The sequence below is a fragment of the Sporichthyaceae bacterium genome (genome assembly GCA_036493475.1).
In the GTDB taxonomy this organism is placed as follows: Bacteria; Actinomycetota; Actinomycetes; order Sporichthyales; family Sporichthyaceae; genus DASQPJ01.
Window position 1 is genome coordinate 19,878 of the sequence record DASXPS010000062.1, and the last position, 12,631, is coordinate 32,508.

A 12,631-nucleotide genomic window follows, 5' to 3' on the forward strand; every position below is an offset into this window, starting at 1 on the left:
CGGCAAGCCGAGGCGTAGGGACGATCATGCGCGCACGCCACCTGCTGTCGGCCGGCACCTGCCTGGGCGTGCTCGCGGTGGCTGCCGGTCAGAGCACCGCCGACGCCGGCACGGTGACGCAGGGTCAGGCCCAGTCGGTGCTGGCGAAAGTGGTGCCCTACGTCGGCGTGCCCGGCGTCAACGCGAGCATCGGCCTGTCCACCGCGCAGGTGTCCGGCGACTCCGCGCAGTCCTCGGCGGCCACCGCGGACTTCGGCCTGATCGGCCAGTTGGCCGGCTCCGGCGTGCCCAATTTCGACGCGCTCCCACCGATCACCCTGCCGGAGCCCGCCACCGCGGACAACCGGACCGCGCCGAGCGCGGATAGTGACCCGATCCCGGTGCCGGGCCAATCGAGCGCGGCAGGCGCGCCGAGCTTCACCGCGGCGCACCAACACGCGGCGGCGAGTACCGGTCAGGCCGATGGCGTGGCCACCGGGCCGGGGATGGACATCCCCGGCGTGCTCACCGTCAGCGGTGGGCGCAGCGAGGCCCGCACCGACGCCACCCGCTCGGTTTCCGACGTCACGATCGGGAGCATCAGCCTCGGCGGTGGCGTGGTGGTGCTGCAGGACCTGCACTGGACGGCGTCCCAGGTCGCCAAGGCACCCGGCGTGGCCGGCTTCAGCATCGGTGGCATTACGGTGGCCGGCCAGGCCCTGCCGGTGAGCGCCCCGACACAACTGGCCGCGAGCCTGGAGGCGGCCCGGGCCGCACTGGCCCCGCTGGGCCTGGCGTTGTCGATCCCGACGCAGACCGGGGACGCGAATGGCGCTGTGGTGGCGCCGCTGGTGTTGCAGGTGCGCAACCCCGGGGCCGTCGCGACACAGACACAGCAGGCCACCGCGAAGACCACCCCGCTGCTGGCGCCGGTGATCGCTCAGCTGCTGGCCGCGATGCCCAACGCGCAGGCCTCCTCGCTGGTGATCAACGCGCTGCTCGGTGGCATCGGTGGGCAGAGCGGCGGTCGCCTGGAGATCGGTGGGGTCGCCGCTCGCTCCGCGCGGTTGCTGCTGACCGATGACGCCACCGTTGCCGCGCTGCCGCAGATCCCGGCCGCGCCGGCCGCGAGCGCGGCCTCGCCGCCGTTGGCCGGGTTCATCTCCGCCGGCCCCGCTGCCGTTGTGCCTTTCGGCGTCGAGGCGGGTGGTGTCGCGTCCCGTCCCGCGGCCTATCGGGTGCCGGGCGGCGGCTCGGCGGCGCACGGCGCGTTGGTCGCGCTGGGGCTGGCCGCGCTGGCGCTGCTGGCGCAGGCCGGGGCGGACCGATTGCGTGCGCTGTTGCGTGGTGGGCGCTGATGGCGCGCCGGCGACCATCGCGACGGCTGCGGGTGGCGCGTGACTATGCGCCGCTCGCGGTGCTCGTGGCGGTCGGCCTGATCGCCACCAACGCGCTGCCCAGCAAGATCAAGCCGGCGCCCGCGGCGGACATGTTCCCGGCCGGGGTTGCCGAACAACCGCTGGTACCGGGCGGGTCGTTGGCCGGCGCGCCGGCCGCCGTCGCGACAGCCGGCACGACGGGGGCCCCGCGCTCCACGTCCGCGGCCCGGGCACAGGCCCCGGACCCGGCGCACAACCGTGCGGTGTCGCCCGGTCAGGGTGTGCTGCCCGGCGTCCGCGCCGGGCGGGATTGCGCCGGCGGTGGGCTGCAGGACCCGATCGGGACCTACTCCCCGACCTGCCTGGACTTCACCGGGGACAACGGCGGCGCCACTGCACCCGGCGTCACCGCGAACACCATCACGGTGACCATGCGCGGGCAGGACACCAGCTCCAAACAGGACGACAACAGCGAGCTGGCGAAGAAGGCGAAGTCCGCGGGTATCGCGCAGGATCCGGCGGCACAGCAGCGCACGCTGGATGCCCTGGTCGCCTACTTCAACAAGACCTACCAGCTCTACGGCCGGCAGGTGAAGGTGGTGAAGTACACCGGCCGTGGCAGCCAGCTGGCCGAGTTCACCGGTGGCGGACAGGAACAGGCCAACGCCGATGCGCTCAAGGCCGCGCAGGAACTGCACGCCTTTGCCGATCTCTCCGCGACCTCGCAGCCCTACCTGGACGCCCTGGTCCGGCAGAAGGTCATCGCCATCGGTGGGGTGAACCTGCCGGCCAGTTATTACCGGGCCAAGGCGCCCTACGCATGGGGACAACTGATCGACTGCACCGCGCTGATGAACTCGGCGGTCGACCTGCTGGCCAAGCGTTTCCCGGCCGGTCAGCCGGCCGTCCGGGCGGGCAGCACGGCCACCCGCGGGCAGACCCGCAAGTTCGCTCTGTTGGTGCCGGACGACCCGGTCTACCAGAAGTGTGTGGACGAGGCGGCTGGACAGCTGCGCGCGGCCGGGATCAGCTTCGCCAAGCAGATCCACTACGCGGTGAACTTCACCGCGATGCAGCAGGAGGCGCCGAACATCGCCGCCCAGCTCAAGCAGGCCGGGATCACCACCGTGGTGCTGGTGACCGATCCGATCTTGCCGTACTTCCTCACCGGTGCCGCCACTCAGCAGGACTTCTGGCCGGAGTGGTTCGTCACCGGCACGATCGGCACCGACATCGACGTGGCGGGGCAGTTCTACGACCAGGACCAGTGGCAGAACGCCTACGGGCAGAGCTATCTGGTGTTCGGTCAGGGCCCGGCGTCACCGGCCTACAAGGCCTACAAGTCGATGCGCGCCGAGGAGCCGGCCTCGATCGTGGACGTGATGTACCAGACGCTGCTGATGCTGTTCACCGGACTGCAGGAAGCGGGGCCGAACCTCACCCCGCAGAGCTTCGAGCAGGGCATGTTCTCCTGGGGGCCGCACGTCGGCGCCTACGGTCGGTGGAGTTTCTCGCCCAACGACTTCACCTCCACCGACGACGCCCGCGAGGTCTACTACGACCCGCGCGCGATCAGCGCGTTCAACTCCCGGCCCGGCGCCTGGGTCGCGCTCAACGGTGGCAAGCGCTACCGCGGCGCGACCTGGCCGGCCGGTGACCCCGGCGCACCGATCCCGCCGGCGGCATCATCGTGACCGCGGCCAGGGGTGGTATCGCGCTGATCGGGTTGCCGGTCGGCTGGGCGGTGCTCAACGCCGTGCTGCCGTCCGGCATGCCGCTCGGCGTGGTGCTGCAGGGCATCGTGCTCGGCGCGCTGACCGGCCTGTCCGCGCTCGGCCTGGTGCTGGTCTACCGCTGCTCGCGGGTGGTCAACTTCGCCCAGGCCGCATTGGGTTCGGCCGCCGCGGTCTTCGCGATTCAGCTGTTCCAGACCAAGGGCTGGAATTACTACCTGGCGCTGCTCGCCGGGCTGGTGGTGGCGGCACTGGTCGGTGCGTTGTGTGACCGGGTTGTCGTGCAACGGTTGTTCTGGTCACCGCGTCTGGTGCTCACCGTGGCCACCATCGGCCTGGCCCAGGTGCTGTCCGGTGCCGCCCTCGGGGTGCCGAAAATGATGGGCGGCAACAGCGGGTTCGGCGGGTTCCAGACCGCGTTCCGCACCCCGTTGCACGCCCAGTTCCACTTCGGTGGGCTGATCTTCAACGGCGCGCACGTGATGGTGTTGGTGGTGGTCCCGGTCGTGCTGGCCGCGCTTGCGGTGTTTCTGCAGCGCAGCGCGGTGGGTACCGGGGTGCGGGCAACCGCGTCGAACGCGGAACGCGCCATGTTGCTCGGCATCCCGGTGCGCCGGTTGTCCACGGTGGTGTGGGCGTTGGCCGGGGTGTTGTCCGCGCTGGCCGCGATGCTCTCCGCCCCGTTGGTCGGGTCCGGCACCGACATCACTGCAGGCCCGACGCTGATGCTGCCCGCGCTGGCCGCGGCGGTGATCGCCCGCATGGAGAGCCTGCCCGTGGCGATGCTGGCCGGCATCGGCATCGGGGTGTTTCAGCAGACGGTGTTCTGGAACACCTCCCGGGCCAGTTATGTGGACGTGGCCCTGTTGGGTGCCGTTCTGCTGGCCCTGCTGGCCCAGCGACACGAGCTGTCCCGGGTGCAGGACGCGAACACCGGTGGCTGGACGGTCGCCGAGGAGAACCCGCCGGCGCCCGCGGTACTCGCCCGGCTGCCCGAGGTGGTGTGGGGGCGGCGCCTGCTGTTCGTGGGGCTTGGCTTCGGTCTGGTGATGTTGCCCTACGTGATGAGCCCCAGTCAGATCTCGCTGCTGGGCACCGTCACGATCGTCTACGGTCTGGTCGCGGTCTCCCTGGTGGTACTGACCGGCTGGGCCGGGCAGATCAGCCTCGGCCAGTTCGCGATCGCCGGCCTGGGCGCCGTGGTCACCGGTGATCTGGTGGCCAAGCAGCACACCGATCTGGTGGTGGCGATGGTGGCCGGGGCCGCGGCCGGGTCGCTGGCCGCGCTCGCCGTCGGCCTGCCCGCACTGCGCATCCGCGGACTGTTCCTCGGCGTGACCACCCTGGCCTTCGCGGTGCCGCTGTCCACCTTCCTGCTGAATCCGTCCAATTTCCCGAATCTGATTCCTACTCAGGTGGATCGGCCGCAACTGTTCGACCGGTGGAGTTTGGGTGACGAGCGGGTCCTGTACTGGTTCGCACTGGCCACGCTCGGCATCGCGCTGGGTTTGGTGACCGGGGTGCGCCGGGCCCGGCCCGGCCGGGCGATCATCGCGGTCCGCGACAACGAGCGGGCTGCCGCGGCCAGGGGGCTGTCCCCGATCCGGACCAAGATGGCCGCGTTCGCGGTGTCCGGGGCGTTGGCCGGCTTGGCCGGCGCGCTGCACGTGATCACCCTCAATGGGGTGCGGGCCGGTTCCTACACGCCGAACATGGCCTTCGAGGCGTTTTCCATGGTGGTGCTGGGCGGCGCGACCTCGCTGAGCGGTGCGTTGGCCGGTGCGGTGTTCCTGCGCTGCGCCGAGTACTACCTGTCCGGCAGCGCGCAGCTGATCGTCACCGGGGCCGGGGTACTGCTGGTGCTGCTGGTGCTGCCCGGCGGGTTGGCGCGCATCCTTAATATGGCCCGCCTGCGCTGGTACGCGATGGTGGCCCGGCTGCGCCACATTGATATGGCCTCACCGGCCGGGGTCGCTGCCGAGGTGGACCTGGCCGCAGTGGGCGACCGGCTCCGCGCCGGCGTGCCACCGGAGGCGACACTGGCCGGCCCGCCGGTTGCTCGGCGGACGCTTCCGCGGAAGCGTTTTATGGGTGCAGAGCGCTGAGGTCGGAAACCATCCGGGTCACCTCGCCGTATGCGTCCACCGCGAACCGGTCCGCAGCTTGGGCGAAGACGCGCAGCCCGTTGAACCGCGTCGTGACGTCCGGTGGATGCGGGATCGGCCAGTCCTTCGCAGATCGGAATACGCAGACCTCGACCGGTGAGTCGTCCGACGCTGTCACATCGAGATCCCGGTAACGAGACAGGTCGTCCCGCGGGCCGGCCGGGCCGTATCGGCTTGCCACCCATGCCCTCAGCTCCGCCATTGTGGTCTGCTTCGTGCCGGCCACGGTGAGCACGGTGTCGTTGTCGATTGTGGGACTGCTGCGCAGCTTCGCGCAGAGGTCCGCGCCGGAGAATGTCGGCGATTCAGTCACGACCGCCCGCTCTGGCTCGGCCCCGGGGCTACTTGCGCAGGCGGCGAGGGCGAGCATCGGCACCAGCCACGCCACAGCGGTCAGGCGGGGTCGACCCAGCAACGCCGCGCTGCGATTGAGGTGCACACAAGGTAGACGCGTGCGGATGGTCGGAGGTTCACCAGACGGACCGGTGATCCCCGGCCGCCACCTGAACCGGCTACCCCCCGTCGCTGTGCAGGTCGAGCGCGGGTAGTGGGCGCCGGGCAATTTCCCGCGCCTGCGCCGCGTCGAGCCCGAAGCCACGCAGCATCATCTCCGCCCCGATGACATCGGCCTGCTTGCTCACCCGGCCGGCCAGCACCGCCTTCATGGTGGCGAAGGCCATCGCGATGACCGAGATCAGCGTCAGGTCGACGTCGTCGAGTTGGAACCGACCGGTCTGCTGGCCGCGCTCCAAGGTCTTGCGGGCGTAGGGGAGGACGGACTCGGCGAAGAGTTCGTCGGCACCGGAGAACTTGGTGAGGACGGCGGCGAGCTCCGGTTCCTCCCGGGCGAACAGCACGAACCGGCGGTAGGAGAACGACGCGGTCTCCGCAGGATCGTCGAACTCCAGGGCGAAGGAACCGATGGCCGTCGCGGCGCCCGCGAGCACCTCGGCCAGCACCTCCTCCACGATCGCGTCCTTGGACTCGAAGTGGTTGTAGAAGGTGCCGAAGGCGACGTCGGCCGCCTTCGCGATCTCCGCGATCTTGAGGTCGGCCGGTCCCTGCTCGGCGATCATCTGCCGCGTTGCGGCGACCAGCCGTCCGCGCGCCTCCAGCTTGCGCCGCTCGCGTCGCCCGAGGCCGCCGAAGTCCTCTGTCACCCGCTCAGTTTCGCATAAATGATATCCAAATCAAACTTGAATCTCGTATCAGAAACGTGAGATCGTGTGGCCATGGTCACCCTCACCCCGAACCCTGACGTCATCGTCGTCGGCGCCGGCCATAACGGCCTGACCGCCGGTTGCTACCTCGCCAAGGCAAACAAGCAGGTGCTGATCCTGGAGGCGGGATCGCAGGTCGGCGGCATGACCGCGACCAACGCGATTCTCCCGGAGGCCCCGCAGCACCTGTTCAACGAAGGCGCGATCCAGCTGACCGGCATCTTCCGACTCTCCGGCGTCGCCGAGGAGCTGGAGCTGCACAAGTACGGCCTGCGCGAGATCCCGGTCGACCCGGCGCACATCCAGCTCGCCCCCGACGGCAGCTCGCTGGCGATCTGGAAGGACGCGAGCAAGACCGCCGACGAGCTGCGCTACTTCTCGCCGAAGGACGCCCGCGCGTGGCTGGAGATCTCGAACGCGATGTACCACGCGATGGGCCCGGTCATCGAGTACATGAAGGTGCACCCCACGCGCCCGTTCAGCAAGGAGTTGCTGAAGGAGACGGCGAGGGCGGTCCCGCACCTGCGCAAGATGTGGGGACTGAAGCACATCGTGGGCGCGTCCCATTTCGAGTTCCTGGACGAGACCTTCTCCACGGAGCTGCCCAAGGGGGCGCTGTCGGCGATGGCGGCCTTCTCGCAGTTGAAGTTGGACATGACGGCGTGGGCGATGATCTACCTCGGCATCGTGCAGCGCGTCGCCAACGCGATGCCGGTCGGCGGTACCGGCGCCCTGCCCAAGGCACTGCACCAGTGCTTACTCGCCCACGGTGGCGAGGTGCGGGTGAACGCGCCCGTCGCCGAGCTGATCCTCGAGGGTGACCGGGTCGTCGGCGTGACGCTGGAGTCCGGCGAGAAGATCCGGGCCCGCGACGGCGTGATGGCCACCTGCAACCCGATCATCACGCTCACCCAATTGCTGCCCGCGGGCACGCTGGACCACAAGCTCGAGGCGCGTGCCAAGGACATCCCGATCCGCAAGACGCACGCGACGTCGCTGAAGATCAACGTCGCGACCAGCGGCAAGATCACCATGGAGAAGCATCGCAAGTGGCGTAAGGACAAGCTCGACCCCACCGGCATCCTCGTCGCCTGGGCCACCCTCGAGGAACAGAGCGCCGCATGGGACGCCACCGTCCGGGGCGAGTGGTACCACCCGATGCCGGTGCACTGCTCGATCGTCCCCAGCCGGGTCGACCCGACCCAGGCCCCCGAGGGCGGCGACACGTTCTGGCTGTGGTCCGGCATCCCGCCGGTCAACCCGGTCACCCCGTGGGAACAGGTTCGCGACGAGGTCGGGCGGTCGGTGCTCAAGGACGCCGCGCAGTACTACGTCGGCCTGGACACCCATGAGATCGGCCGTGCCGTGCTCTGCGGCCCGGACCTGGAGAAGCGGTTCAACGCGCCGGCCGGAAACGTCTACCACGTCGACCCGCTGATCACCCGGTTCGGACCGATGCGTCCGGCACCCGGGTTCGGTTCGTACCGCACTCCGGTGCCGGGGCTGTACCTGTCCGGGGCCGGCACGCACCCGACCGGTGGCGTGTGCTCGCTGCCGGGCAAGCTCGCGGCGCAGACGATGCTGGGCGATCTCGACAAGCCGCGCAAGGCCAAGCGGGCCTGACATATGGGCACCCGCCTGGAACGCTCGGCGCCCTGGTGGGCGTTCGACGATCTCGGCACGCTCGACGCGGTGGGCAGCGGCTGAACAGGGCGCCGGCCTCGTTCGATTTCCCGAAGGAATGCACTCGGTCCACCTTTTGAGCCGGTCAATTCGAATGCGGACGCCTTGTTTTTCGCCCGGGATACCGCTGCCCGCGAGTGCTGGCCCAAAGCAGCCGTTACGAAGTCCACCAGGCCTGGAGTGAGGCCCGCGCGACGCCGGTCGCGGTGAAATTCGCCCGGCCCAGTGCGGGCACCGAGGTGGCACACGGCGCTGACCGATGAGGGCCGGCTGTTGTCGAGCCTGACCCATCCGCACCTGGTGCGGGCCTACGAGATGCACGACGCGCAATGCGCGCTGGTGCTGGAACTTCTGCCGGGGCCCACGCTGAGTGATGCGTTCGACAACGATGGCCGGGTGCGCTGCCGGGACGGGGTCGACCTGGCGCTGGCCGCGGGAAGTCACCGCGGAGCCGCGCGGTTTGATCGATACCTGCGCGGCATATGAACCGTCGGCGCGTCCGGAATTGGCGAAAGTCATGGCGGTTCTCGAGAATTTCGCACGCGTCCAATATGACAAACGCCAACATGCGCGCCCGTTTCGCCGGCGTCGAAATTCCCCGACGGTTTAACATCTCGGATGGTTTGGCAAAGACCGCGCAGCACCCTGGTTCTCGACGATCCGATCCCTATCGTGATTCACATTCCGGAAATTTCCGGTCTGACCGAAAAAGGGAGCGGACATGGCGCGGTTCGACTACTGGGGCGACGGAGACGACTACTACGGCGGATATGGCCGTCGCCGCCGCCGGGGATGGGGGGGATGGCGTCGTCGGCGTCACTGCCACCACCGGCACCACCACCACAGCAGCAGCGACTGACCGTTTCGCCGCCGAGCGCCTCAACCTGTGCCCCTGGGTTGGGGCGCTCGCCTGTTGTCGAGCCCCGCTCGACGACAGGCTCTCTGTGTCGGGGTGGCGGGATTTGAACCCACGACCTCTTCGTCCCGAACGAAGCGCGCTACCAAGCTGCGCTACACCCCGATACTGCCAACGGTCCATGGACCGCCGGGCGAGTGTATCGGGGGAGGTTGGTCGGATCGAAACCGGTTATACGTAGGGGAGGTTCATGAGGAGGCCCATCCATGCGCGGACGCTCGATCGTCGCGAAGGTCGGCGTGGTCACAACGGTTGTCTCCATGAGCATCCTCAGCACCGGCGTCGCCCGGGCCACGCCGCCGATCGGTGGCGTCGCGTTCACCGACCTCGCCCGGGTGCAGATCGTCGACGGCGCCTCGGTTCCGATCAAGCTCGGGACCGCCCTGCTGTCCGGGGTGTACTCACTTGGGTCCGGCGGACAGACCGGGTGGCGGCGGCTGTCCGGCACCACAGTGCTCGCGGCGACCAAGGGCACGTTGACGGTGCACAAGGCTGACGGGTGCGGCACCAAGGACTATGCCGCCGGGCAGGCCGGGGTCGTGCCGGCCGGGACCTATCTGATCGAGAACTCCGGCAGCGATCCGCTCGAGTTCTACGGCGTATTCATCAACCAGGCCGCCAACGCCCCGAAGCCGCTGATCGGGGGCCCGGCGGCCGCCGCTCCGGCCTGCAACGGCTTCCGGGCGGCATCGGCCGCGCCGACCGGTGTGTCGGTGAGCCACCCCGAGGTGTCGACGATGGTTCCCGGCATGTTCGGCAGGGGCGCCGTCCTCGACATCCCGGCCGGCAAGGACATGTACGCCGGCTTCCTCGACTTCTCCCCCGGGTTCAGAAGCGGCTGGATCACGCACTTTCCGCAGGTGAGCATCGTGTCGGGCGGCGTGCTCACCTACGTCATGGCCCGGGACGGTAAGTGCGACACCAGCGATACCTACCGCTCGGGGCAGGGCTTCTATCACCCGGCGCACCGCCACATGGCGCTCAACGACGGCAAGGACCACGTGCTGCTCACCAGCATCTACTTCGGCCTGCCCCACGACACTCCGGTGCCGGTGATCGGCAACACGATCACGGCCAACGACTTCACCCAGGCTCCGCCGGCCGACTGTCCGCGGCTGTTCTGAGGAGTCGACTTGGGCTTGGGCTATCGAACTGCGCGCCTGCGGGCGAGGCCGGCCGGACTGAAACCGGTTACACGTCGTCCTCGGCCGTCAGGGTGAGCAGCGTTGCCTCCGGCCGGCAGCAGATCCGCACCGGAGCGTAGGGAGAGGTGCCCAGACCTGCGGAGACGTGCAGCCAAGCTGCGCCGGGGACCCGCCAGTCGGGGTGGCGGGACAGTCCGCGGGCCCGTTTGCGATCCAGGTCGGAGTTGGTCACCAGCGCGCCGTAGAACGGCAGGCGCAGCTGCCCGCCGTGGGTGTGCCCGGCGATGATCAGCTGGTGCCCGTCCGCGGCCATCGCGTCCAACACCCGCCGGTACGGCGCATGCACCACGCCCACCGACAGATCGGTGGCCCGGTCCGCCGGACCGGAGACCGCGGCGTAGCGGTCGCGGTTGACGTGCGGATCGTCCACCCCGATCAGGTCGACAACCCGGCCGTCCAGCTTCAGCCGGGTCCGGGCGTTGCCGAGGTACTCCCAGCCGCGCGCGGCCAGCGCGTCGTGCAGTTCTGCGGTGGGCAGGTCCGGCGGCCGCGGAATCGGCTCGGAGTCCTTGCGGCGTAGGTAACGCGCGGGGTTAACGCCGATCGGCGACCAGTAGTCGTTGGACCCGAACACGAACACGCCCGGCCGGTCCAGCAGTGGCCCCAGCGCCTCGATGACGTCCGGCACCGACTCGGGGTGCGCGAGGTTGTCCCCGGTATCGATCACCAGGTCCGGCTCCAGCGCATCCAACGCCCGCACCCAGGCGCGCTTCTTGGCCTGGTTCGGCGTCATGTGCAGGTCGGAGACCTGCAGCACGCGCAGCGGACGCTGGCCCGGGGGCAGCACCGGCACGGTCACCCGGCGCAGCGTGAACGCCCGCACCTCGTAGCCCGCGCCATAGGCCAGCACGCCCGCGCCCAGCGCGGTGAGCCCGGCCACTGTGGCCAGCAGGGGATTGCCGTCCGACCCGCTCATCGCTTCAGTGTCGCACTCTTTGCGCCCAACGGCCCCTGCCTGTGGACAGGGCTTTGCTTGGAGCTCGCCGCGCCCGGCGCCGTTGCGCATGTCATGCGCTAAAGGTCCTTGTCAGGCGTCTGCACGACTGACAAGGCCCCGTTGCGCATGACATCCGCTCCGCGGGAGCACGCAACGAGCTGATCAGAGCACCGCGGACTGCGGGGTCCCCGGGGTCGAGGTCGAGGTCGGGTCGTCCGACGGGGTCGACGTGGGGTTGTCCGACGGGGTGGACGTGGGCTTGTTCGACTGCGACGGCGTCGAGGAGGACTGGGCGCCCTTCTTCGAGTTCTTCGCCGGCTTGTCCTTGCCCGTCGGGGTGTCCCCGATCTTCGGCTTGGCGTACGGGTTGTACTTGTAGGTCATCTTGCCCGGGCCACTGGCGCCCGGGCCCTGGGTGCCACGCAGCACGGCCGGGTCGGCGGGGTGGAACTGCAGCTTGGGCGCGCCCGTCAGGGCGGCGTCCATCATTTCCTTCCAGATCGGGCCGGGCACCTTGCTGCCCAACACCCGCGGGTAGAACGTTCCGCCGATGGTGATGTCGGCCATCTTGAAGTTGTAGTCGTCCGGGTTGCCCAGCCAGACCGAGGTGGCCAGCTGCGGGGTGACGCCGGAGTACCAGACCGCGATGTTGTTGTTGGTGGTACCGGTCTTGCCGCCGGCCGCGCGGTTGTCGTTCAGGTCCATCGCGTAGCCGTAGCCGCCCTTCTCCATCACCGAGCGCATGATGTCCACGGTGGCGTCGGCGACCTTTGGGTCGATGGCCTGCTTGCAGTTGCCCGAGGGCACCGGCAGCGGCTTGCCGTCCCGGCCGATCATCGAGTCGATGGCGATCGGGTCGCAGTGCACGCCGCGCGCGGCCATCGTCGCGTAGGCGTCGGCCACGGTCAGCGGCGAGACCTCGTTGATGCCCAGCGTGTAGGGCAGGAACTCGTGCTGCGGCTTGCCGTCGGCGCGGTGGATGCCGGCCGCGGTCGCCATCGAGACGACGTCGCACAGCCCGACCTTCTGTTCCATCTGCGCGTAGAACGTGTTCACCGAGCGGCGCAGCGCCTCGCGCATCGTGATCACGCCGAACTGGCCGTTGTCGCCCTCTTCGGTGAAGTTCGTCGGGGACCAACCGTCGGCGGGCACCCGCTTGCCCTCACAGTTGCGGTCGGCGTGGAAGCCGCCGATGGTCAGCGGCGAGTAGATCTTGTACTCCGAGCCGTAGCCCTCGGCCAGCGCCGCCGCGGTGGTGAACACCTTGTGCGTGGAGCCGTCCTGGAAGCCGCGGGACCCGCCGTAGTTGTAGTCGGTGGCGTAGTTGATCACCGTCTGGCCCTTGCCGCCGCCGTACTCCCGGCTGACCGCCATCGCCCGGATCTTGCCGGTGCCCGGCTCCACCGAGGCCAGC

10 protein-coding genes and 1 tRNA gene are annotated in these 12,631 nt (G+C 69.4%); 6 read left to right on the forward strand and 5 right to left on the reverse strand.

Annotated features, from left to right (window positions below):
- Positions 1-26 precede the first annotated feature (26 nt).
- The 3 genes from VGJ14_07065 to VGJ14_07075 are packed head-to-tail and all read left to right on the forward strand — an operon-like array spanning position 27 to position 5,196.
- On the forward strand, positions 27-1,337 hold the full coding sequence (locus tag VGJ14_07065; GenBank protein HEY2832169.1) for a hypothetical protein: 1,311 nt from the start codon (positions 27-29) through the stop codon (positions 1,335-1,337).
- Positions 1,337-3,052 (forward strand): hypothetical protein, encoded by a 1,716-nt coding sequence (locus VGJ14_07070; GenBank protein HEY2832170.1) that lies wholly within the window; start codon positions 1,337-1,339, stop codon positions 3,050-3,052. Before VGJ14_07065 ends, VGJ14_07070 begins: the two co-directional genes overlap by 1 nt.
- Positions 3,049-5,196 (forward strand): ABC transporter permease, encoded by a 2,148-nt coding sequence (locus VGJ14_07075; protein HEY2832171.1) that lies wholly within the window; start codon positions 3,049-3,051, stop codon positions 5,194-5,196. The genes VGJ14_07070 and VGJ14_07075 overlap by 4 nt, the downstream gene beginning before the upstream one ends.
- Here VGJ14_07075 and VGJ14_07080 read toward each other — a convergent pair.
- The gene (locus VGJ14_07080) at positions 5,177-5,626 is read right to left on the reverse strand and encodes a hypothetical protein (protein ID HEY2832172.1); all 450 of its coding nucleotides are present in this window, start codon (positions 5,624-5,626) and stop codon (positions 5,177-5,179) included. The two genes, VGJ14_07075 and VGJ14_07080, sit on opposite strands and share 20 nt — an antisense overlap.
- Positions 5,627-5,768: 142 nt before the next feature.
- On the reverse strand, positions 5,769-6,416 hold the full coding sequence (locus VGJ14_07085) for a helix-turn-helix domain-containing protein (GenBank protein HEY2832173.1): 648 nt from the start codon (positions 6,414-6,416) through the stop codon (positions 5,769-5,771).
- A 72-nt stretch (positions 6,417-6,488) separates the two neighbouring features.
- Between VGJ14_07085 and VGJ14_07090 the strand changes: the two genes are divergently transcribed.
- Positions 6,489-8,099, forward strand: coding sequence for an NAD(P)/FAD-dependent oxidoreductase (locus VGJ14_07090; protein HEY2832174.1), 1,611 nt, complete (start codon positions 6,489-6,491; stop codon positions 8,097-8,099).
- A gap of 285 nt (positions 8,100-8,384) precedes the next feature.
- Positions 8,385-8,645 (forward strand): hypothetical protein, encoded by a 261-nt coding sequence (locus VGJ14_07095; protein HEY2832175.1) that lies wholly within the window; start codon positions 8,385-8,387, stop codon positions 8,643-8,645.
- A 461-nt stretch (positions 8,646-9,106) separates the two neighbouring features.
- Here VGJ14_07095 and VGJ14_07100 read toward each other — a convergent pair.
- A tRNA-Pro gene (locus tag VGJ14_07100) sits at positions 9,107-9,180 on the reverse strand.
- A gap of 101 nt (positions 9,181-9,281) precedes the next feature.
- On the opposite strand from VGJ14_07100, the gene VGJ14_07105 reads away from it, so the two are divergent.
- Complete coding sequence (locus tag VGJ14_07105) at positions 9,282-10,199, forward strand: hypothetical protein (GenBank protein HEY2832176.1); 918 nt, start codon at positions 9,282-9,284, stop codon at positions 10,197-10,199.
- Between the two features lie 67 nt (positions 10,200-10,266).
- On the opposite strand, the gene VGJ14_07110 is transcribed toward VGJ14_07105, so the two are convergent.
- Together VGJ14_07110 and VGJ14_07115 are read right to left on the reverse strand one after the other, a co-directional pair.
- Positions 10,267-11,196 carry a metallophosphoesterase gene (locus VGJ14_07110; protein ID HEY2832177.1) on the reverse strand — a complete coding sequence of 310 codons (930 nt, stop codon included), beginning with the start codon at positions 11,194-11,196 and terminating at the stop codon, positions 10,267-10,269.
- 183 nt (positions 11,197-11,379) lie between these two features.
- Positions 11,380-12,631, reverse strand: a 1,252-nt coding sequence (locus tag VGJ14_07115; protein ID HEY2832178.1) for a penicillin-binding transpeptidase domain-containing protein, incomplete at its 5' end; no start/stop codon positions are given.

Bases quoted from the DNA above. Each gene is read 5' to 3' on its own strand.
- VGJ14_07090 (HEY2832174.1), top strand. From the start codon at position 6,489: ATGGTCACCCTCACCCCGAACCCTGACGTCATCGTCGTCGGCGCCGGC.
- VGJ14_07065 (HEY2832169.1), top strand. From the start codon at position 27: ATGCGCGCACGCCACCTGCTGTCGGCCGGCACCTGCCTGGGCGTGCTC.
- VGJ14_07080 (HEY2832172.1), bottom strand. From the start codon at position 5,626: ATGCTCGCCCTCGCCGCCTGCGCAAGTAGCCCCGGGGCCGAGCCAGAG.
- VGJ14_07110 (HEY2832177.1), bottom strand. From the start codon at position 11,196: ATGAGCGGGTCGGACGGCAATCCCCTGCTGGCCACAGTGGCCGGGCTC.
- VGJ14_07070 (HEY2832170.1), top strand. From the start codon at position 1,337: ATGGCGCGCCGGCGACCATCGCGACGGCTGCGGGTGGCGCGTGACTAT.
- VGJ14_07105 (HEY2832176.1), top strand. From the start codon at position 9,282: ATGCGCGGACGCTCGATCGTCGCGAAGGTCGGCGTGGTCACAACGGTT.